The organism is Streptomyces sp. JLBG701, from assembly GCF_058544905.1.
This window is the reverse complement of the sequence record NZ_CM178588.1, coordinates 2,849,287-2,868,043: the sequence shown is the minus strand read 5'-3', so window position 1 is coordinate 2,868,043 and position 18,757 is coordinate 2,849,287. Positions and strand designations below refer to the sequence as shown.

General features: G+C 69.5%; 23 protein-coding genes. 16 read left to right on the top strand and 7 right to left on the bottom strand.

Annotation, left to right across the window (positions count from 1 at the left end):
* Positions 1-45: 45 nt before the first annotated feature.
* The 3 genes from AC5DRG_RS13130 to AC5DRG_RS13120 are packed head-to-tail and all read right to left on the bottom strand — an operon-like array spanning position 46 to position 2,589.
* Positions 46-822: an ABC transporter permease gene (locus tag AC5DRG_RS13130; protein WP_491810419.1), complete on the bottom strand. Its 777-nt coding sequence runs from the start codon at positions 820-822 to the stop codon at positions 46-48.
* On the bottom strand, positions 819-1,742 hold the full coding sequence (locus AC5DRG_RS13125) for an ABC transporter ATP-binding protein (RefSeq protein WP_491810417.1): 924 nt from the start codon (positions 1,740-1,742) through the stop codon (positions 819-821). The genes AC5DRG_RS13130 and AC5DRG_RS13125 overlap by 4 nt, the downstream gene beginning before the upstream one ends.
* Positions 1,743-1,773: 31 nt before the next feature.
* Positions 1,774-2,589 carry an AAC(3) family N-acetyltransferase gene (locus tag AC5DRG_RS13120; protein ID WP_491810415.1) on the bottom strand — a complete coding sequence of 272 codons (816 nt, stop codon included), beginning with the start codon at positions 2,587-2,589 and terminating at the stop codon, positions 1,774-1,776.
* A 160-nt stretch (positions 2,590-2,749) separates the two neighbouring features.
* Here AC5DRG_RS13120 and AC5DRG_RS13115 point away from each other — a divergent pair, with 160 nt between their 5' ends.
* Genes AC5DRG_RS13115 through AC5DRG_RS13080 form a run of 8 tightly spaced genes read left to right on the top strand, consistent with a single transcriptional unit; the run spans position 2,750 to position 9,295 of the window.
* A complete protein-coding gene (locus AC5DRG_RS13115) occupies positions 2,750-3,475 on the top strand; it encodes a helix-turn-helix transcriptional regulator (RefSeq protein WP_491810413.1) in 726 nt (241 codons plus the stop codon).
* Positions 3,472-4,896, top strand: coding sequence for a Fe-S cluster assembly protein SufB (gene sufB / locus AC5DRG_RS13110; RefSeq protein WP_491810411.1), 1,425 nt, complete (start codon positions 3,472-3,474; stop codon positions 4,894-4,896). The genes AC5DRG_RS13115 and sufB overlap by 4 nt, the downstream gene beginning before the upstream one ends.
* A gap of 60 nt (positions 4,897-4,956) precedes the next feature.
* A complete protein-coding gene (sufD, locus tag AC5DRG_RS13105) occupies positions 4,957-6,138 on the top strand; it encodes a Fe-S cluster assembly protein SufD (protein WP_491810409.1) in 1,182 nt (393 codons plus the stop codon).
* Entirely contained in the window at positions 6,138-6,458 is a 321-nt protein-coding gene (locus AC5DRG_RS13100) for a bifunctional 3-phenylpropionate/cinnamic acid dioxygenase ferredoxin subunit (protein ID WP_491810408.1), read from the top strand. The genes sufD and AC5DRG_RS13100 overlap by 1 nt, the downstream gene beginning before the upstream one ends.
* Positions 6,459-6,465: 7 nt before the next feature.
* On the top strand, positions 6,466-7,230 hold the full coding sequence (sufC, locus tag AC5DRG_RS13095) for a Fe-S cluster assembly ATPase SufC (RefSeq protein WP_491810406.1): 765 nt from the start codon (positions 6,466-6,468) through the stop codon (positions 7,228-7,230).
* The gene (locus tag AC5DRG_RS13090) at positions 7,227-8,483 is read left to right on the top strand and encodes a cysteine desulfurase (RefSeq protein WP_491810404.1); all 1,257 of its coding nucleotides are present in this window, start codon (positions 7,227-7,229) and stop codon (positions 8,481-8,483) included. The genes sufC and AC5DRG_RS13090 overlap by 4 nt, the downstream gene beginning before the upstream one ends.
* Before the next feature lie 15 nt (positions 8,484-8,498).
* Entirely contained in the window at positions 8,499-8,966 is a 468-nt protein-coding gene (sufU, locus tag AC5DRG_RS13085; RefSeq protein WP_491810402.1) for a Fe-S cluster assembly sulfur transfer protein SufU, read from the top strand.
* Positions 8,963-9,295 (top strand): metal-sulfur cluster assembly factor, encoded by a 333-nt coding sequence (locus AC5DRG_RS13080; protein WP_010352445.1) that lies wholly within the window; start codon positions 8,963-8,965, stop codon positions 9,293-9,295. The genes sufU and AC5DRG_RS13080 overlap by 4 nt, the downstream gene beginning before the upstream one ends.
* Before the next feature lie 157 nt (positions 9,296-9,452).
* On the opposite strand, the gene AC5DRG_RS13075 is transcribed toward AC5DRG_RS13080, so the two are convergent.
* Positions 9,453-10,289: an AbfB domain-containing protein gene (locus AC5DRG_RS13075; RefSeq protein WP_491810400.1), complete on the bottom strand. Its 837-nt coding sequence runs from the start codon at positions 10,287-10,289 to the stop codon at positions 9,453-9,455.
* A 274-nt stretch (positions 10,290-10,563) separates the two neighbouring features.
* Here AC5DRG_RS13075 and AC5DRG_RS13070 point away from each other — a divergent pair, with 274 nt between their 5' ends.
* The gene (locus AC5DRG_RS13070; protein WP_491810398.1) at positions 10,564-11,553 is read left to right on the top strand and encodes a sulfotransferase family protein; all 990 of its coding nucleotides are present in this window, start codon (positions 10,564-10,566) and stop codon (positions 11,551-11,553) included.
* On the opposite strand, the gene AC5DRG_RS13065 is transcribed toward AC5DRG_RS13070, so the two are convergent.
* The gene (locus tag AC5DRG_RS13065; protein WP_491810396.1) at positions 11,543-11,668 is read right to left on the bottom strand and encodes a hypothetical protein; all 126 of its coding nucleotides are present in this window, start codon (positions 11,666-11,668) and stop codon (positions 11,543-11,545) included. The genes AC5DRG_RS13070 and AC5DRG_RS13065 overlap by 11 nt on opposite strands.
* Positions 11,669-11,769: 101 nt before the next feature.
* Here AC5DRG_RS13065 and AC5DRG_RS13060 point away from each other — a divergent pair, with 101 nt between their 5' ends.
* From AC5DRG_RS13060 to dapD, 5 genes are all read left to right on the top strand, one after another.
* Entirely contained in the window at positions 11,770-12,090 is a 321-nt protein-coding gene (locus AC5DRG_RS13060) for a DMT family transporter (protein ID WP_491810395.1), read from the top strand.
* Positions 12,090-12,635, top strand: coding sequence for a TetR/AcrR family transcriptional regulator (locus AC5DRG_RS13055; protein WP_491810393.1), 546 nt, complete (start codon positions 12,090-12,092; stop codon positions 12,633-12,635). The genes AC5DRG_RS13060 and AC5DRG_RS13055 overlap by 1 nt, the downstream gene beginning before the upstream one ends.
* 70 nt (positions 12,636-12,705) lie before the next feature.
* Positions 12,706-13,302 carry an RNA polymerase sigma factor gene (locus AC5DRG_RS13050; protein ID WP_491813027.1) on the top strand — a complete coding sequence of 199 codons (597 nt, stop codon included), beginning with the start codon at positions 12,706-12,708 and terminating at the stop codon, positions 13,300-13,302.
* A gap of 2 nt (positions 13,303-13,304) precedes the next feature.
* Complete coding sequence (locus tag AC5DRG_RS13045; protein WP_491810391.1) at positions 13,305-14,225, top strand: CU044_5270 family protein; 921 nt, start codon at positions 13,305-13,307, stop codon at positions 14,223-14,225.
* Between the two features lie 79 nt (positions 14,226-14,304).
* A complete protein-coding gene (dapD, locus tag AC5DRG_RS13040; RefSeq protein ID WP_491810389.1) occupies positions 14,305-15,294 on the top strand; it encodes a 2,3,4,5-tetrahydropyridine-2,6-dicarboxylate N-succinyltransferase in 990 nt (329 codons plus the stop codon).
* A 49-nt stretch (positions 15,295-15,343) separates the two neighbouring features.
* On the opposite strand, the gene AC5DRG_RS13035 is transcribed toward dapD, so the two are convergent.
* The gene (locus AC5DRG_RS13035; protein ID WP_491810387.1) at positions 15,344-15,847 is read right to left on the bottom strand and encodes an HAD domain-containing protein; all 504 of its coding nucleotides are present in this window, start codon (positions 15,845-15,847) and stop codon (positions 15,344-15,346) included.
* A 137-nt stretch (positions 15,848-15,984) separates the two neighbouring features.
* Here AC5DRG_RS13035 and AC5DRG_RS13030 point away from each other — a divergent pair, with 137 nt between their 5' ends.
* Both AC5DRG_RS13030 and AC5DRG_RS13025 read left to right on the top strand, forming a co-directional pair.
* Positions 15,985-16,545, top strand: coding sequence for a SigE family RNA polymerase sigma factor (locus AC5DRG_RS13030; RefSeq protein ID WP_491810385.1), 561 nt, complete (start codon positions 15,985-15,987; stop codon positions 16,543-16,545).
* Positions 16,542-17,780 carry a WD40 repeat domain-containing protein gene (locus AC5DRG_RS13025; protein WP_491810384.1) on the top strand — a complete coding sequence of 413 codons (1,239 nt, stop codon included), beginning with the start codon at positions 16,542-16,544 and terminating at the stop codon, positions 17,778-17,780. The genes AC5DRG_RS13030 and AC5DRG_RS13025 overlap by 4 nt, the downstream gene beginning before the upstream one ends.
* Here AC5DRG_RS13025 and dapA read toward each other — a convergent pair whose 3' ends face one another.
* Positions 17,781-18,683, bottom strand: coding sequence for a 4-hydroxy-tetrahydrodipicolinate synthase (dapA, locus tag AC5DRG_RS13020; protein WP_491810382.1), 903 nt, complete (start codon positions 18,681-18,683; stop codon positions 17,781-17,783).
* Positions 18,684-18,757: the final 74 nt, after the last annotated feature.

Genomic DNA, 18,757 nt, shown 5'->3' with positions numbered 1-18,757 from the left:
GTGCACGCTTTCACGAGGGGTCGGCACCCCTGGACCCGCTCCCGCTCACTCCCAGCGGAAGAACTTCCCGGCAGCCCCCAGCCCCACGACCGCCCACACAGCCAGGATCCCCAGGTCGCCCCACGGCATCCCGGCCCCCTGCTGCAACACATCCCGCAGCCCGTCCGACAGCGCCGAGACAGGCAGCAGCCCGAGTACGTCCTGGGCGCCCGCCGGGAACTTGTCCAGCGGGACGATCACGCCGCCGCCGACCAGGAGCAGCAGGAAGACGAGGTTCGCGGCGGCAAGGGTCGCCTCCGCTTTCAGGGTGCCGGCCATCAGCAGGCCGAGGCCCGAGAAGGCGGCTGTGCCCAGGACGAGCAGCAGGACGACGGCCAGGGGGTTGCCGTGCGGTGACCAGCCCATCGCGAAGGCGATCGCCGTCACCAGGAGGACCTGGAGGATCTCCGTGACCAGGACCGACGCCGTCTTCGCGGTCATCAGGCCCCAGCGGGGGAGCGGGGAGGAGGCGAGGCGCTTGAGGACTCCGTAGCGGCGCTCGAAGCCCGTCGCGATCGCCTGGCCCGTGAACGCCGTCGACATCACCGCGAGCGCGAGGACGCCGGGGGCGAGGAAGTCGACGGCCTTGCCGGCGCCGGTGTCGACGATGTCGACCGAGCCGAAGAGGAGCAGGAGCAGGGTGGGGATCACCACCGTCAGGAGGAGCTGTTCGCCGTTGCGCAGCAGCATCTTCGTCTCCAGGACCGCCTGCGCCGCGATCATGCGGGGAAGCGGGGCGGCGCCGGGGTGCGGGGTGTACGTCCCCGTGGTGACGGTCGTCATGAGCGCAGCTCCTTGCCGGTCAGCTCCAGGAAGACATCCTCCAGCGTGTGCCGTTCCACCGAGATCCGGTCCGGCATCACCCCGTGCTGCGCGCACCACGACGTGACCGTCGCGAGCAGCTGCGGGTCGACCTTGCCGCCCACCCGGTAGGAGCCCGGGGTCAGTTCGGCCGCCGTGCAGTCCGCCGGGAGGGCCTTCAGCAGGGAGCCCACGTCCAGACCCGGGCGGCCCGTGAAGCGCAGGGTGTTCTCGGCGCCGCCACGGCACAGCTGTTCGGGGGAGCCGTGGGCGATGACCTGGCCGGCGTCGATGATGGCGACGTCGTCGGCGAGTTGTTCGGCCTCGTCCATGTAGTGGGTGGTCAGGATGACCGAGACGCCGTCCGTGCGCAGGTCGCGGACCAGGTCCCAGGTGGCGTGACGGGCCTGCGGGTCGAGACCGGCGGTCGGCTCGTCCAGGAAGACCAGCTCGGGGCGGCCGACGACGGCCATCGCCAGCGCGAGCCGCTGCTGCTGGCCTCCCGACAGCCTGCGGTACGTGGTCCGGCCGCAACTGCCGAGGCCCAGGCGCTCTATGAGCCCGTCGACGTCCAGTGGGTGCGCGTGCAGCTTGGCCACATGGCGCAGCATCTCGTCCGCTCGCGCGCCCGAGTAGACGCCGCCGGACTGGAGCATCACGCCGATTCTGGGGCGCAGTGCGGCCGACTGTCTGACCGGGTCGAGGCCCAGGACGCGCACCGTGCCGGAGTCCGGCTTCCGGTACCCCTCGCAGGTCTCGACCGTGGTCGTCTTGCCCGCTCCGTTGGGTCCCAGTACGGCGGTGACACCCGCTTCGGCCACCAGGTCGAGGCCGTTCACCGCGGTCTTCGTGCCGTACCGCTTCACCAGGGCCTGGACCTGGACCACGGGCTGACTTCGCATGGGCACAGAGTCTAGGTACGCGATCGCCGTCTCAGACGGGCGGGTGCAGAAACTCCTCTTCACGGGGGCGATGAACCGCCAACCACCGCTCGGCGTACGCCACCGCGTCCGCCACCGGGAACAGCCGCACGTCCGCCGCGCCCACCTTTCCCCGTACGACGGGACGGTCCCGTTCGAAGTCGTGGCCCAGCTCGTCGAAGCGATCCGACGAGATCGACACCTCGGTCACCTCCTCCCACCCGGCGGCCGGGCCGGGGCGGCCCACCTCGACGAGCGGCGCAGGTATCCGGTACTCGGCCAGGTGGAAGCTGGTGCACGCGTCGTAGCCCGCGCCGAGCAGCAGCACGCGCGCGTGGAGGGACTCCAGGCGTGCCAGGGGGCTGTGCTCGCCGAGTCGGCAGTCGGGGGCGTGGCCCTCGACGATCTTCGCCGCGCGCGGTCCGAGCGCCGCGAACGAGGTCTGGGGGTGCGCGCTGCGCAGGGCGCCCGGCCAGTTCCGTACGGTCTCCGGGATCACGCCCACCCCGCGCGAGGGCGTGACGAGGGGGTCGTAGGCGGGCATGGCGGCCCGGATGGGCTCCCACCAGGACTTGGGCACGGGCGGGTTGCCCCACAGGGCCGGGTCCGAGAGGTCGCCGGACTGGGTGGGGACCACCAGGGTGCCGTCCGGGCCGAGTGCGTCCAGCAATCCCTGGACGACCGCGACGGCGCCTCCGCAGACCCAGCCGAGGGAGCTCAGGGAGGAGTGCGCGAGGAGGGTTTCACCGGGTTCGACCCCTAGTGCGCGCAGCTGTGCGGCGACTGTGCCTCGGGTGACAAGTGGGCCGGTCGGAGGGGGTGTGGACATGGTTCGGGAGTGTCCCGGAAGGGGTCCGGCCGTGCCACCGGTTTGATCGATCAGTGATCGTTTTCGCAGGTCAGATTAGGTAAACCTAAGTGACGCAGGGCACCGTCCAGCGGCCGGACGTGGGTTGCCTGCCTCTGAGGAATTACGCAACAATGGCGTTGTGAAAAACGTTGGCGAGGCTCCGCAGGAGGAACTCGCGACCGGGGAGCGGTCCACCCGCAACCGTGTCGCGCGCTCCATCCTGGACCACGGCCCGTCGACCGTGGCCGACCTCGCGGGCCGGCTGGGGCTGACCCAGGCCGCCGTACGCCGTCATCTCGACGCGCTCGTCGCCGACGATGTCGTGGAAGCACGTGAGCAGCGGGTCTACGGAGCGCGTACGCGCGGCCGTCCCGCCAAGGTGTTCGCCCTGACCGACTGTGGCCGGGACGCCTTCGACCAGTCCTACGACAAGCTCGCCGCGGACGCCCTGCGCTGGATCGCGCAGCGTGAGGGCGGGGACGAGGCGCTCGTCGCCTTCGCCCGCTCCCGGATGGCTACCCAGGCCGCCTCGTACCGCAAGGCCATCGAGGCCGCGACCCCCGAGGAGCGGACAGAAGCGCTGGCCAAGGCCCTGAGCGTGGACGGGTACGCTGCTACGGCGCGTAGCGCACCGGTCGGTGAGCAGCTCTGCCAGCACCACTGCCCGGTCGCCCATGTCGCCGAACAGTTCCCGCAGCTCTGCGAGGCGGAGACCGAGTTCTTCTCCCAGCTGCTCGGCACCCATGTCCAGCGACTGGCCACCATCGCCCACGGCGACGGTGTGTGCACCACGTTCATCCCAAAGATTTCCCACGCCACCCATAACGCATCATCTGCAAGCACCGCCGGGAGGAACCCCGCATGACGCTCCCCATCGAGGAGACTGCCCACCCCGAGCTCGAGGGGCTGGGCAACTACGAATACGGCTGGGCCGACTCCGACGTGGCCGGTGCCTCTGCGAAGCGCGGCATCAACGAGGACGTCGTCCGGGACATCTCCGCGAAGAAGAGCGAGCCGGAGTGGATGACCAAGCTCCGCCTCAAGGGCCTGCGCCTCTTCGACAAGAAGCCCATGCCGAACTGGGGCTCGGACCTCTCCGGCATCGACTTCGACAACATCAAGTACTTCGTGCGCTCCACGGAGAAGCAGGCGGAGTCCTGGGAGGACCTGCCCGAGGACATCAAGAACACGTACGACAAGCTCGGCATCCCCGAGGCGGAGAAGCAGCGCCTCGTCGCCGGTGTCGCGGCCCAGTACGAGTCCGAGGTCGTCTACCACCAGATCCGCGAGGACCTGGAGGAGCAGGGCGTCATCTTCCTCGACACCGACACCGCGCTGAAGGAGCACCCGGAGCTCTTCAAGGAGTACTTCGGCACCGTCATCCCGGTCGGTGACAACAAGTTCGCCTCGCTGAACACCGCCGTGTGGTCGGGCGGCTCCTTCATCTACGTGCCCAAGGGCGTGCAGGTCGAGATCCCGCTCCAGGCCTACTTCCGTATCAACACGGAGAACATGGGCCAGTTCGAGCGGACCCTGATCATCGTCGACGAGGGTGCCTACGTGCACTACGTCGAGGGTTGTACGGCCCCGATCTACAAGTCGGACTCGCTGCACAGCGCCGTGGTCGAGATCATCGTCAAGAAGAACGCCCGCTGCCGTTACACGACCATCCAGAACTGGTCGAACAACGTCTACAACCTGGTCACCAAGCGCGCCGTGGCGTACGAGGGCGCGACCATGGAGTGGATCGACGGCAACATCGGCTCCAAGGTGACGATGAAGTACCCGGCCGTCTACCTCATGGGTGAGCACGCCAAGGGCGAGACCCTCTCCATCGCCTTCGCGGGCGAGGGGCAGCACCAGGACGCCGGCTCCAAGATGGTCCACATGGCGCCGAACACCTCCTCCAACATCGTCTCCAAGTCGGTGGCGCGCGGTGGCGGCCGCACCTCCTACCGCGGTCTCGTCGAGATCGGCGAGGGCGCCCACGGCTCCAAGTCCAACGTGCTGTGCGACGCGCTGCTGGTGGACACCATCTCCCGCTCCGACACGTACCCCTACGTCGACGTCCGCGAGGACGACGTGTCCATGGGTCACGAGGCGACCGTCTCCAAGGTCTCCGACGACCAGCTCTTCTACCTGATGAGCCGTGGTCTGAGTGAGTTCGAGGCGATGGCGATGATCGTGCGCGGCTTCGTCGAGCCGATCGCCAAGGAGCTTCCCATGGAGTACGCACTTGAGCTCAACCGGCTGATCGAGCTGCAGATGGAAGGTGCGGTCGGCTAAGACCGCCCCCGGTAAGCAGCAAGCGAAATCTGACGCAGGAAAGAGAGCAGACCGACAGCCATGGCTGAGGCTCAGAACATCCCGGTGGGCAGCACGACCGCCGGCCAGATCGCGGTGGCCGCCGAGTCGACCGTCGCCACGCGCATGAGCGCGCCCCCGTCCTTCGACGTGGCGGACTTTCCCGTCCCCCACGGCCGCGAGGAGGAGTGGCGGTTCACCCCGCTGGAGCGCCTGCGCGGGCTGCACGACGGCACCGCGGTCGCCACCGGCGAGGGCGTGAAGGTCGACGTCCAGGCCCCCGAGGGCGTCTTGCTCGAGACCGTCGACCGTGACGACCCGCGCCTCGGCAAGGCCGGCACCCCCGTGGACCGCGTCGCCGCCCAGGCGTACTCGGCGTTCGAGAAGGCCGGCGTGGTCACCGTCCCCAAGGAGATGGTGCTCACCGAGCCGATCCGCATCACCGTGCACGGCGAGGGCGGTGTCGCCTACGGCCACCAGGTCGTCGAGCTGGGCGCCTTCGCCGAGGCCGTCGTCGTCATCGACCACACCGGTGACGCCGTGGTGGCAGCCAACGTCGACTACATCCTGGGCGACGGCGCCAAGCTCACCGTCGTCTCCGTCCAGGACTGGGACGACAAGGCCGTGCACGTCGGCCAGCACAACGCGCTGATCGGCCGCGACGCCACCTTCAAGTCCTTCGTCGTCACCTTCGGCGGCGACCTCGTACGCCTGCACCCCCGCGTCGCCTACGCCGGCCCCGGCGGCGAGGCCGAGCTCTTCGGCCTGTACTTCACGGACGCCGGCCAGCACCAGGAGCACCGCCTCCTGGTCGACCACAACACCCCGCACTGCAAGTCGAACGTGGCCTACAAGGGCGCGCTCCAGGGCGAGGGCGCCCACGCGGTGTGGATCGGTGACGTCCTCATCGAGGCCAAGGCCGAGGGCACGGACACGTACGAGATGAACCGCAACCTGGTCCTGACCGACGGCGCCCGGGTCGACTCCGTGCCCAACCTGGAGATCGAGACCGGCGAGATCATCGGCGCCGGGCACGCGAGTGCCACCGGCCGCTTCGACGACGAGCAGCTCTTCTACCTGATGGCCCGCGGCATCCCGGCCGGCGAGGCCCGTCGCCTGGTCGTCCGCGGCTTCTTCGCCGAGCTGGTCCAGCAGATCGGTGTCGACGACATCGAAGAGCGCCTCCTTGTGAAGATCGACGAGGAGCTGGAGGCGTCGGTCTGATGTCGGCCTTTGTACGCGCCTGTGGGCTGAGCGAGCTGGAGGAGGACACCCCGAAGCGGGTGGAACTCGACGGCACGCCGGTCTCGGTCGTCCGTACCGAGGGGGAGGTGTTCGCGATCAACGACATCTGCTCGCACGCGAACGTCTCGCTCTCCGAGGGCGAGGTGGAGGACTGCCAGATCGAGTGCTGGCTGCACGGCTCCAGCTTCGACCTGCGCACCGGCAAGCCGTCCGGCCTTCCCGCGACGCGCCCCGTCCCCGTTTACCCCGTAAAGATCGAAGGGGACGACGTGCTCGTCTCCCTCACCCAGGAGTCCTGAGGAACCCATGGCAACGCTTGAAATCCACGACCTGCACGTCACCGTCGAGGCCGACAACGCCACGAAGGAGATCCTCAAGGGCGTCGACCTGACCGTGAAGCAGGGCGAGACGCACGCCATCATGGGCCCCAACGGCTCCGGCAAGTCGACGCTCGCCTACTCCCTCGCGGGCCACCCCAAGTACACGATCACCGGCGGCACCGTCACCCTCGACGGCGAGAACGTCCTGGAGATGTCCGTCGACGAGCGCGCCCGCGCCGGCCTGTTCCTGGCGATGCAGTACCCGGTGGAGATCCCCGGCGTCTCCGTCTCCAACTTCCTGCGTACGTCCGCCACCGCGATCCGCGGTGAGGCGCCCAAGCTGCGTACCTGGGTGAAGGAGGTCAAGGAGACCATGGAGCGTCTCAACATGGACCCCTCCTTCGCCGAGCGCAACGTCAACGAGGGCTTCTCCGGCGGTGAGAAGAAGCGCCACGAGATCCTCCAGCTGGAGCTCCTCAAGCCGAAGATCGCGATCCTCGACGAGACGGACTCCGGTCTGGACGTCGACGCGCTGCGCATCGTCTCCGAGGGCGTCAACCGAGTGCGCGAGACCGGCGAGGTCGGCACCCTGCTGATCACCCACTACACGCGCATCCTGCGCTACATCAAGCCCGACCACGTCCACGTCTTCTCCGGCGGTCGCATCGTCGAGTCCGGCGGCGCCGAGCTCGCCGACAAGCTGGAGGACGAGGGCTACGAGGCATACACGAAGGGTGGCGCATCCGCGTGACACAGCTGCCGGGCCTCCTCGACACCGAGGCGATCCGCAAGGACTTCCCCATCCTGGACCGCCAGGTCCACGACGGTAAGAAGCTCGTGTACCTGGACAACGCGGCGACCTCGCAGAAGCCGCGCCAGGTGCTCGACGCCCTGAACGAGTACTACGAGCGCTACAACGCCAACGTCCACCGCGGTGTGCATGTGCTCGCCGAGGAGGCCACGGCGCTGTACGAGGGCGCGCGCGACAAGGTCGCCGCGTTCATCAACGCGCCCAGCCGCGACGAGGTGATCTTCACCAAGAACGCCTCCGAGTCGCTCAACCTCGTGGCGAACATGCTGGGCTGGGCCGACGAGCCCTACCGCGTGGACCACGAGACCGAGATCGTCATCACGGAGATGGAGCACCACTCCAACATCGTGCCGTGGCAGCTGCTCTCGCAGCGCACGGGCGCGAAGCTGAAGTGGTTCGGCCTGACCGACGACGGCCGGCTCGACCTCTCCAACATCGACGAGATCATCACCGAGAAGACGAAGATCGTCTCCTTCGTCCTGGTGTCGAACATCCTCGGTACGGTCAACCCCGTCGAGGCGATAGTGCGACGGGCGCAGGAGGTCGGCGCCCTGGTCTGCATCGACGCCTCGCAGGCCGCGCCGCACATGCCGCTGGACGTACAGGCCCTCCAGGCCGACTTCGTGGCCTTCACCGGCCACAAGATGTGCGGTCCGACGGGCATCGGCGTGCTGTGGGGCCGCCAGGAGCTCCTGGAGGACCTGCCCCCGTTCCTGGGCGGCGGCGAGATGATCGAGACGGTGTCGATGCACTCGTCGACGTACGCCCCGGCGCCTCACAAGTTCGAGGCGGGCACCCCGCCGATCGCGCAGGCGGTCGGTCTCGGCGCGGCGATCGACTACCTGAACTCGATCGGCATGGACAAGATCCTCGCCCACGAGCACGCCCTCACCGAGTACGCGGTGAAGAGGCTGCTCGATGTCCCGGGCCTGAAGATCATCGGCCCCACCACGGCCGAGGACCGGGGCGCGGCGATCTCCTTCACGCTCGGCGACATCCACCCGCACGACGTGGGCCAGGTCCTCGACGAGCAGGGCGTCGCGGTCCGGGTCGGACACCACTGCGCTCGGCCGGTCTGCCTGCGGTACGGAATTCCTGCGACCACGCGAGCGTCGTTCTATCTGTACTCCACGCCGGCCGAGATCGACGCACTGGTCGACGGCCTGGAGCACGTACGGAACTTCTTCGGCTGAGGAGCTGGCTGAGTCGTGAAGCTTGATTCGATGTACCAGGAAGTCATCCTGGACCACTACAAGCACCCACACGGGCGGGGCTTGCGGGATGGCGACGCCGAGGTGCACCACGTCAACCCGACGTGCGGCGACGAGATCACCCTGCGCGTGAAGTATGACGGCACGACGATCAGCGACGTCTCGTACGAGGGCCAGGGCTGCTCCATCAGCCAGGCGAGCGCGTCCGTCCTGAACGATCTGCTGGTCGGCAAGGAGCTGTCCGAGGCGCAGAAGATCCAGGAGACCTTCCTGGAGCTGATGCAGTCCAGGGGCCGGATCGAGCCGGACGACGCGATGGAGGAGGTGCTGGAGGACGCGGTCGCGTTCGCCGGTGTCTCCAAGTACCCGGCCCGGGTGAAGTGCGCGCTGCTGAGCTGGATGGCGTGGAAGGACGCGACGGCCCAGGCCCTGGGCTCGGACGCCGCCGAAAGGAAGACGGCATGAGCGAGACCATTGAGATGAAGCCGGCCTCGGAGGACGAGGTCCGCGAGGCGCTGTACGACGTAGTCGACCCGGAGCTGGGCATCGACGTCGTCAATCTGGGTCTGATCTACGGCATCCACATCGACGACGCGAACATCGCGACGATCGACATGACCCTGACGTCCGCGGCCTGCCCGCTCACGGACGTCATCGAGGACCAGGCCAAGTCCGCCACGGACGGCCTCGTCAACGAGCTCCGCATCAACTGGGTCTGGATGCCGCCGTGGGGCCCGGACAAGATCACGGACGATGGCCGTGACCAGCTCAGGGCACTGGGCTTCAACGTCTGACGGTTGGGCAGCGCCCCAAAGGGGCGCGGGGAACTGCGCGACCAGCCACGATGGCGCCGCAGACGACCGACGGCATGTCGCGGCTCTTCCCGCGGAGCGATAAGTGGCCCTCGGCTTCGATGATTCGAGCCGGGGGCCACTGGCGTCTCCCGGCGCCTCAGCTCAGGCCGCTCACCAGACGGAACGCCGAGTCCTGGCGATACAGGTCGCTGTGTTCGTACGACTCAAGGCGGACCACGAAGTTCTTGTGCCGTAGGTAGCGGCCCGGGTAGTTCACCGACTCCAGCATGACCGCGCCGGAGAAGGCCGAGGCGCGGGGGCAGAAGGTCGCGTCCTGCTTGAAGAGGGACGAGCCGTCGTTGCGGTCGGCGCGCAGGACGAAGTTGCGGTGGCGCAGGTAGGTGCCGTCGGCGGTGGCGAAGGAGTAGCAGGTCGACTTGGCCAGGCCCTTGACCAGTTTGAAGGTGGCGTCCTGCCGTGCCGACGCCGAGCTGACCGGGTCGACCTTCACGTAGCCGTCGTCCACCTGCCAGTACCGGGAGGGGTAGTTGACCGACTGGACCGACCGCCAGGTGGTCGTGGGCTTGGGGGTGGTCGGTGAACTGCTCGGCGCCGCCGACGACTTGGACGGCTTCGCCGATGTCGTGGGTGTGGAGCCGGGGTGGGCGGCCGCGCTGGTGCCGGCAGATGAGGTCGGCTTGCCGATCTTGCCTCCGGAGGGAGAGGCCGTCTTCGTCGACGGGGTGGCGAACGAGATCAGGCCCGGTACGGTCGCGTCCGCCGGGGGCGTCGGCGACTGCGTCGAATCCTTGCCTGACGCATCGTCAATCGCCCTGTCCGTTACGACGATTGCCGTCACGCACGCGGCGATGGTGGACAGGGCGAGAGCACCGGCCAGCCAGAGCCGACGGGTGCCCGGGATCCGGGAGTTGTCCGGAGACCAGCCGTCTTCCCACGGTTGCTCCCGTGGCGGCTGGGACTTGCTTTCTGGCATGCGCTGTTCCTCCAGCGGAGCCCATGGTGACCGGCCGTGACATTGACGGCCAAGTGTGTGAACGGTGAAACACTAGTGGGGGTGGAGGGGTCCCAGCAGGCGTTTCGGCGAGCGCTTTCCATGAGATTTCCGGGGTTCCGGGTGGTGTCGGGGGCGTTCGGGGCGCCAGGTGTGCCGTTTGGGACTTCATATCCCTTTCTCAGTGACCTCCCAGGCCCATCTCATCGGCCGACGGCAGCGTGGCGACGTGGCTACCTGTGCACCTGACCCTTCCGTGACCGCGTCCGCGCGGCCTGTGTTCGTCCTCGGCTGTCCCCGCTCCGGGACGACCCTGCTCCAGCTGATGCTGCACGCCCACCCGAGGATCGCGCTGCCGCCGGAGACCCGCTTCGTGCTGCCCGCCTACGAGGGTCGGCTGGGCTTCGGGGATCTGCGGGAGCCGGACAACCGGGCCGGGCTCGCCCAGTGGATCACCGGGCGGCAGGAGACCCGGTTCCACGAGCTCGGCCTGGACGCAGGCGCCGTCGCCGAGCGGATCGCCGGCGGCCCGCCCACCCTGGGCTCCGCACTGGGGATCACGCTCAAGGCGTACGCGGAGAGCCACGGCAAGGTGCGCTGGGGCGACAAGCGGCCCGCGTACGCCCTGCACGTCGAGGAGATCCTGCGGCTCTTCCCCGACGCGCAGTTCGTGCACCTGGTCCGGGACGGACGGGACTGCGTCGCCTCGCTGCTCGGCATGCCCTGGTGGCACCGCGGCTTCCACGAGGCCGTCGCCACCTGGGCGCAGGTCATGGACGTGACGCGCCGCTACGCGCGCCGGCTCGGCCCGGACAGCTGGCACGAGGTGCGCTTCGAGGACCTGATCGGCGACCCCGAGCCCCAACTGCGCGGCATCTGCGACTACTTGGGCGAGGAGTACGAACCCGGGATGACCGAGCCGCGTCGGCTGGCGAACACGGCCGTGCCCGCCCGGAAGACCTGGCACCGGCGCACCCAAGGCGCGCTGGACGCCTCCCGGGCGGGCAGCTGGCAGCAGCGGCTGACGCCGGATCAGATCCGCCTGTGCGACGCGGTGTTCGGCGATCGGCTGGTCCGCAACGGGTACGAGCTCAGCGGGGCCGTCCGGCCCGACCCCGCCGAGCTGCTGCGCTACCGGAAGGTGGCCACGCTCCGCCGGGCGGCCCACGCCAAGCGGCGGATGCTCGACCGCCTGGCGCGGGTGCGTGAGCCGGGGCCCGTCGCGGCTACCGGACTTACGGGGTGATGCGGACGACCTGCGGATCGTGGTCGCTGGTCTGGTCCGCGAACTCGCTGTTGATGTGCACGACGTCGTAGTCGTGCGACGCGATCGAGGAGCTGACCAGGGTGTGGTCGAGCACCTGCGAGATCGCCTTCGGGGCGGTTCGGTATCTCGTTTCATGTGTCTCTGCAGGGCGGCTGGAGGGCTGTCGTGCGATCGCTGTTATGTACGCTCGTACACATGGGATATCTGTTGCTCCTCGGGGCCATCGCCGCCGAGGTGGGTGGCACCACCGCCATGAAGTACAGCGACGGCTTCAGCAGGCTGTGGCCCTCGCTGCTGACGGTCCTCGGCTACGGTGTCTCCTTCGCGCTGCTCGCCCAGACCCTGAAGACCATCTCGGTCGGCACGGCCTACGCGATCTGGTCCGGCGTCGGCACCGCGGCCATCGCCACCATCGGCATCCTGTTCCTCGGGGAGGGGATGGGCGTCGCGAAGGCCGCCGGCATCGCGCTGATCATCGTCGGCGTGGTCGTGCTGAACATGGGGGGCGCGCACTGATGGCCCGGCGCTACGACCCCGAGCGGCGGCAGCGGATCATCGATGCCGCGATCCGGGTCGTGGGGGACAAGGGCCTCGCCGGGCTGAGTCATCGCTCCGTCGCAGCCGAGGCCGATGTGCCGCTCGGCTCCACGACGTACCACTTCAAGACCCTCGACGAGCTGATGGTCGCCGCCCTGCGGCAGGCCAACGAGGGCTTCGCCAAGGTGGTCGCCGCGCGCGGTGGCCTGGAGGACCCGCGGGGCGACCTGGCCGCGGAACTCGCCCGGATACTGGGCGAGTGGCTGGCCGGCGACCGCACCGGCGTGGAGCTGGAGTACGAGTTGTACCTTGCCGCACTCCGCCGCCCGGCCCTGCGCCCCGTCGCCGCCGAGTGGGCCGAGGACCTCGCCGAGCGGCTCGCCGGCCGCACGGATCCGGTGACCGCGCGGGCGTTGGTCGCGGTCCTTGACGGGATCTGCCTGCAGGTTCTGTTGACAGGGGCGGAGTACGACGAGGCGTATGCGCGGGAGGTGTTGGGGCGGATCGTCGGCGCAGGGGCGTGAACCCTTTTCACGTCCGCGGGGAACAGCGGGTGACATGCTTACCCCGACCACGCCCACGGAGGCCACCGACTTGACCGGACCACCAGATCCCGAGGTGTCCCAGGACGCCGAGGTCGTCGCCCAGTCGCTGGACGAGCCCGAACTCTTCGCGTGCCTCTACGACCGCTACGCCCCCGACATCCACCGTTACGTGACGCGCCGCCTCGGCGCGGGTGCCGCCGACGACATCACCGCGGAGACGTTCCTCATCGCCTTCCGCACCCGCGTCCGTTACGACACCGACCGTCCCAACGCCCGCCCTTGGCTCTACGGCATCGCGGGCAACCTCATCGGCAAGCAGCGCCGAACCGAGGTACGGGCCCTGCGGGCGCTGGCTCGTACTGGACACGACCCGGTCGCCGAGTCCTGGGCCGAGCGCGCCGACGCCCGGGTCACTGCACAGACGGCGCACGCCCCGCTCGCCGGGGCGCTGGCCGGCCTGTCCGCCGGTGACCGGCATGTGCTGCTGCTCGTGGCCTGGGCGGATCTGACGTACACCGAGGTCGCCGAGGCGCTCGGCATTCCCGTCGGCACTGTCCGCTCCCGGCTCAACCGGGCCCGCCGCAAGGTCCGTTCGGCGCTCGGTGCCGACCCCGCATTCACGCTCGACACCACGGAGGTGGTCTGACCATGGACGAGATGACGACGGTCCGTGAACTGCGGGCCGAGGCCCCCGACGCGTCGCGCGCACGGCTGGCGGCCGGACGGCAGCGGCTGCTGCGGGAGACGGCCTCGCGGGGCAGCCGTATGCGCGGAGCCCCGGTCAGTCGGCGGTTCGTCGTGGCCGGGGCGGCGGCCGCGATCACGGCGGTCGCGGTGATCGGCACGCAGGTGCTGGGCGGCACCGAGGGCGTCCAGCCGGGCGCCGGTCCGGGCTACACCTTCGAACTGGGCAGCGCGAAGGCCCTGTTGAACGACGCCGCGGACGTGATCGCGGCCGGCCCCGCGGTCACCGCCCGCGACGGGCAGTGGATCTACACCAAGACCGTCGCGACGAACGTCACGGACGACGAGAAGCCCGGACCGCAGACCAGCGAGAACTGGGTGAAGTACGCCGATCCGAAAATGGAGGACGGCCGGGCCGGCGACGACCACTCGCCGAGGGAGGAGTACGAGTTCCTCAAGAGCCTCCCGGACGACCCGGCGAAGGTACGGGCGAAGGCGCGCGCCTTCTTCTACGCCACCGACGACTCCGAGACCCGTACGCAACACGAGTACCGGGCGCTCACCGTGGTCCTCAGCCGCGCCTATGTCTACGACCCCGAAGGTCTCGCCAAGATCTACCGGGCCCTGGCCACCATCCCCGGCGTACGCGCCGCGCAGGTCGAGGACGCGGCCGGGCGGGACGCCGTCGCGCTGTACCTGAAGAGCGACGATCCGACCGCGAGCCGGAACGAGACACTGATCGACCCGAGCACCTACCTCTACACCGGATTCCGGTACGTGGCCGGGAGCGATGGCACGGAGCCGGAGTGGAAGAAGGGCGACGTGATCATCAGCGGCGCCCGCCTCGCCCTGGCGGTGGTGGACAAGGAGGGCGAACGGCACTGAACCGTCCGGTGCGCCCGGAAGGTGAGATGCCGGGCGCACCGGTTGGTCCGCGCGGGCCCCGCCAAGTTAGGTTTCCCCTATGACCGACACGACTGCACCCCGCACCACCGGCGCCGTTGCCGCCGGGCTTGCCACCGTCACCGCCGACGGCACCGTCCTCGACACCTGGTTCCCCGCCCCCGAGCTCTCCGTCGAGCCCGGCCCGTCAGGCACCGAGCGGCTGCCGGCCGAGCGGGCCGTCGAACTGCTCGGCGAGGGCGCCGCCAAGGCGATCGGCCCGGACGCCCGCCGGGGTGTCGAGGTGGTAGCGGTCCGCACGGTCATCGCGTCGCTCGACGAGAAGCCGACCGACGCCCACGACGTCTACCTCCGCCTGCACCTCCTCTCCCACCGCCTGGTCAAGCCGCACGGCCAGAGCCTCGACGGCATGTTCGGCTTCCTGGCCAACGTCGCCTGGACCTCGCTCGGCCCGGTCGCGGTCGACGACGTCGAGAAGGTGCGCCTCAACGCCCGCGCGGAGGGCCTGCACCTCCAGGTGACGTCCATCGACAAGTTCCCCCGCATGACGGACTACGTCGCCCCCAAGGGCGTCCGCATCGCCGACGCCGACCGGGTCCGCCTCGGCGCGCACCTCGCCGAGGGCACGACCGTCATGCACGAGGGCTTCGTCAACTTCAACGCGGGCACCCTCGGCACGTCGATGGTCGAGGGCCGTATCTCCGCCGGTGTCGTGGTCGGCGACGGCTCGGACATCGGCGGCGGCGCCTCCACGATGGGCACCCTCTCCGGGGGCGGCAACGTCATCATCTCCATCGGCGAACGCTGCCTGATCGGCGCCGAGGCGGGCGTCGGCATCGCACTGGGCGACGAGTGCGTGGTCGAAGCGGGCCTCTACGTCACGGCAGGCACCCGCGTGACCATGCCCGACGGCCAGATCGTCAAGGCCCGCGAACTCTCCGGCGCCTCCAACATCCTCTTCCGCCGCAACTCGGTCACGGGCGCGGTGGAGGCCCGCCCGAACAACGCGGTGTGGGGCGGGCTGAACGAGATCCTGCACAGCCACAACTGAGCCGCCGACTGCTTGAGCGCCCTCCCATGCTCAGGGGGAGGGCGCTCGCTCATGTCCGCAGCGCGGCCGCGAACTCCGCCAGTACCGTGAAGTCGTCCTCGCGCAGCCCGAGCCTCGGACTGACGTGGTGCAGCAGCGCGGGCCCGGGATGGCGGGCGGCCACGTACGCGTCGTCCGCCGGGCTCAGTTCGTCGTCCACCCAGGCGAAGGAACGGCCCCGCGCATACGTGACGATCGCCTCCGTCTTCCAGTGGACACCGTCGGGCCGCCCGGCGAACAGGGAGTCACCGAAGTCGACGTACGGCAGCTCGGGCAGGCCGATCACCGGGGCGATCCAGCGGTTCGCCGCCTCCATCCAGGTGGTCGCCCAGCACAGGTCGTACCCGAGGGCCAGTAGTGCCGGGCCGTGCTCCGGGTTCAGCCAGACCCGTAGGGGCCTTCCCGGGTGCACGGCCGCCCTGAGTGTCGTGTAACCCTCGGGGCGGCGCTCGGGCTTCGCCGCGTACGGGTTGAGGGGGCCGTCGACGTCGAGGAACAGCAGGGGGCGGCTCACGGGGACAACGTACGGGGCCGGTGGGGGAAGGGCCGTGGAATTTTCTCCCCGGAGTGAGGCATAGCAGGGTGCGGGCGCGCGCGTCACAAGGGGCACAGGGGCGGTGCACAGGTGCCGTCGGGGAAGAGAAGGTGACGATGGATGCCGAAGGGCTGGAGAGTTTCCGGGAGTTCGTGGACAGTCGGTCGTCGGCGTTGTTGAAGACGGCCGTGCTGCTCAGTGGTGGGGATCGGCACGCCGGTGAGGATCTGTTGCAGAGTGCGCTGGTCAAGGCGGCCGGGCGGTGGCAGCGGATCGATGAGCCCGAGGCGTATGTACGGCGGGTTCTCTACCGGCAGCAGGTCAGTCGCTGGCGGCTGAAGTGGCCCCGCCGCGAGGTCAGTGTCGCCGAGCCGCCCGAGACGGGTGCCGCCGACGGTGTCTCCGCCGCCGAACTGCGCGTCGTGATGCGCGCGGCACTGTCCCGGCTCACCGCCCGCCAGCGCACCGTGCTCGTGCTGCGCTACTTCGAGGACCTGCCCGAGGCCGACGTGGCGCGTCTGCTGGGCTGCTCCGTCGGCACCGTGCGCTCCACCACCCACCGCTCCCTCGCCCGTCTGCGCACCCTCGCGCCCGAACTCGCCGCCCTCGGGCCATCCCAGGACGTGACCCCGCCGGCGCCGTCCCGTGACTACTCGCCCGTGGAGGTGCGTCCGTGAACGTCGACGATCTCGTGCGTGACTCCCTGCGGGAGCAGGCCGCCGAACAGGCCCCGGCGGGACCGGGGTTCGCCGACCGGGTGCTCACCGCCCGCCGACGCCGCCGTACCCGCACGTTCGCGTCCGTCGCCGCGGCCACCGCCGCCGTGGTCGCGATCGCCGTCGGGGTGCCGCTGCTGGACTCCGGCAAGCACGACGTACGTCCCGCGAACGTCCTGAACCAGGACGGCATCCACGCTCACCCAGACCAATCGCCGCCGCGCGACATGATCGGGGCCGGGGACGCGGTGCTGGCCGCGTACTACACGGCGGAGATCCAGCCGCAGACCGACAAGCGGGCCGTCTCCGCGCGCACTTACTGGCTGCTGGACGAGAAGACCGGAACATACGAGAAGGACACCCGATGGTCCTTCGTCGCCGTTGCCCCCGGACTGAAGACCGCTGCCGTGCTGGAGCGGAACCTGCCCGCTCACCGGATCGGCCTGCTCGACCTCGCGACGGGGGAGGTCGAGCGGTGGGTCCCGGTCGAGCAGGGGGTCGGCGCGCTCGCGTTCTCGTACGACGGCAGCAGGATCGTCGCGACGACCTACGACGAGAACCCCGATCTGCGCGTCAAGGAGAAGGTGATCAACCAGGACGGCCAGGAGGAGTGGATGTGGGGCGGGTTCGGCGGCTCCAGCCGGTCCGGCTTCTACGATCTGGGCGTAGCCTCCGGCGAGGGCTCCTGGAGCCCGGTCGCACCTGACCGCAGCTTCAACCCCCGCCAGGACTTCGCTTTCAGCCGCACCGGGGACCAGGTGTACGCGCACGTCAGCGGCAGCCGGGACGGTATGCAGCAGTTCTACGACCTCAAGGGCGACAAGGTCGCCGCGCCCGCGAATGAGAAGTACCTGCGGGCGGACGTCCTCGCACGCCTTTCCCCGAACGGCAAGCTCGCCGCCCTCGGTCTGACGAAAGAGGTCGCCGGCAACCCCGGCAAGGGCTACTCGTCCATCCGTGACCCCCTTACGGGCAAGGAGATCACCAAGGTCCGCAGCGGCCAGTTGGTCGCCTGGGTCGACGACACGCACCTCATCGGCTGGGAGCGGGTCACGAGCCTGGAGGAGGAGTACCGGCCCCAGCTCGTGCTGGTCACGATCGGCAGCGACAAGGTCGTACCGCTGAGCGGCGTCCGTGAGCCGACCAGCAAGACCATCGAGCAGGAGGAGTGGGAGCCCATCTTCGCCCGCCGCTGATCAGCTCGCGGTGAGCGCCCCGTACGCCGCCCGCAGCCCCTCGACCGCATCCCGGTCGGCGGGCAGCAGCGGTGACCGGACCGGGCCCGCGGGCAGGCCCAGCTCGTTGAGGATCGCCTTCGCGGTGACGGTGCCGGGCAGGCCCGCCGACATCATCAACTCGATGAGTGGCGTGGCGCGTTGCTGGAGGCGGGCGGACACGGGGGTGTCGCCCGCCTCGAACGCGTCCAGGATCGACCTGAGTTGGGACGGGACGACGTTGGCGACCGTGCTGATGTAGCCGGCGGCGCCCACCGCGTACAGCGCGAGGATGTGCTCGTCGCAGCCCGCGTAGTACGCCAACTCCGTGCGGGACAGGACCTTTTGGGTGCCGAGGAAGTCGTAGGCGCAGTCCTTCACCGCGACGATCCTGGGGTGTTCGGCGAGACGGATGATCGTGTCCGGTTCGATGCGGGTGCCGGTGCGGCCCGGGATGTCGTACAGGGCCATCGGCAGGCCGGACGCGTCCGCGATCTCCCGGAAGTGTGCCTCCAGGGCGTCCTGCGGGGGCTTGCTGTAGTACGGCGTGACCACCAATACGCCGTCCGCGCCCGCCTTTTCGGCCTCCAGGGCCAGTTCGACGGTGTGCCGGGTGTCGAAGGTGCCCACGCCCGCCACGATCGACGCCCGCTCCCCGACCACCTCGCGCACGGCTCGGACGAGCGCCGACTTCTCGGCGTCCGTCGTGGTCGGCGACTCGCCCGTCGTACCGGACAGCACCAGTCCGTCGCAGCCCTCCGACACCAGCCGGTCGGCGAGCAGCTGCGCGCCGTCGACGTCGAGCGCGCCCTCCTCGGTGAAGGGGGTGATCATCGCGCAGAGGGCGCGGCCGAAGGGCGGGGCGGAAGGACCGGAGTACGTCATGGGGGACAGTCTCGGCAGGGCGATCGTGAAGCTCCACTTAATTCTCCTTCAGGATATTGATAAGCAGTAGTGAG